Here is a 434-nt window from a genome sequence, read left to right on the forward strand (position 1 = left end):
GCGCTCAAGTGGAGCAAGAAGTGGCCGACGGGGTTCGACCTGAACGTGCTGACGACCGGCAGCAGCAAGGAACTCGGACTCCACTCCGGCACGATCAATGCAACGTGCGAGCAATACGCGAAGTCGCGCAGCCAGCACCGTCGCCCGTACCTGCGCTATCGCGGCAGGAAATCGCTGGGCTGGGTGCCGCTGAAGGGCCGCGACCTGAAACGCGAGGGCGACGCGTTTCGCTTTGCCAGCAACACTTTCCGTGTATTCAGTAGCCGGCCGCTTCCCGAAGGGAAGATCAAGGACGGCACCAACTTCGCGCAGGATGCGCGCGGCAACTGGTTCCTGAATATCGTGATCGAGATACCTGATGTTCAGGCGCGCCCGATCCGTTCCGGTGTCGGCATCGATCTCGGCCTGAAAGACTTCGTCACACTTTCGACCGG

At 61.8% G+C, this 434-nt stretch carries 1 pseudogene; it reads left to right on the forward strand.

The features are described from left to right. A pseudogene (locus KVT39_RS36575) lies at window positions 1-434 on the forward strand (RNA-guided endonuclease TnpB family protein); the annotation flags it as partial.

Origin of the sequence: Burkholderia sp. GbtcB21 (genome assembly GCF_019091065.1) — a bacterium.
In the GTDB taxonomy this organism is placed as follows: Bacteria; Pseudomonadota; Gammaproteobacteria; order Burkholderiales; family Burkholderiaceae; genus Burkholderia; species Burkholderia pyrrocinia_C.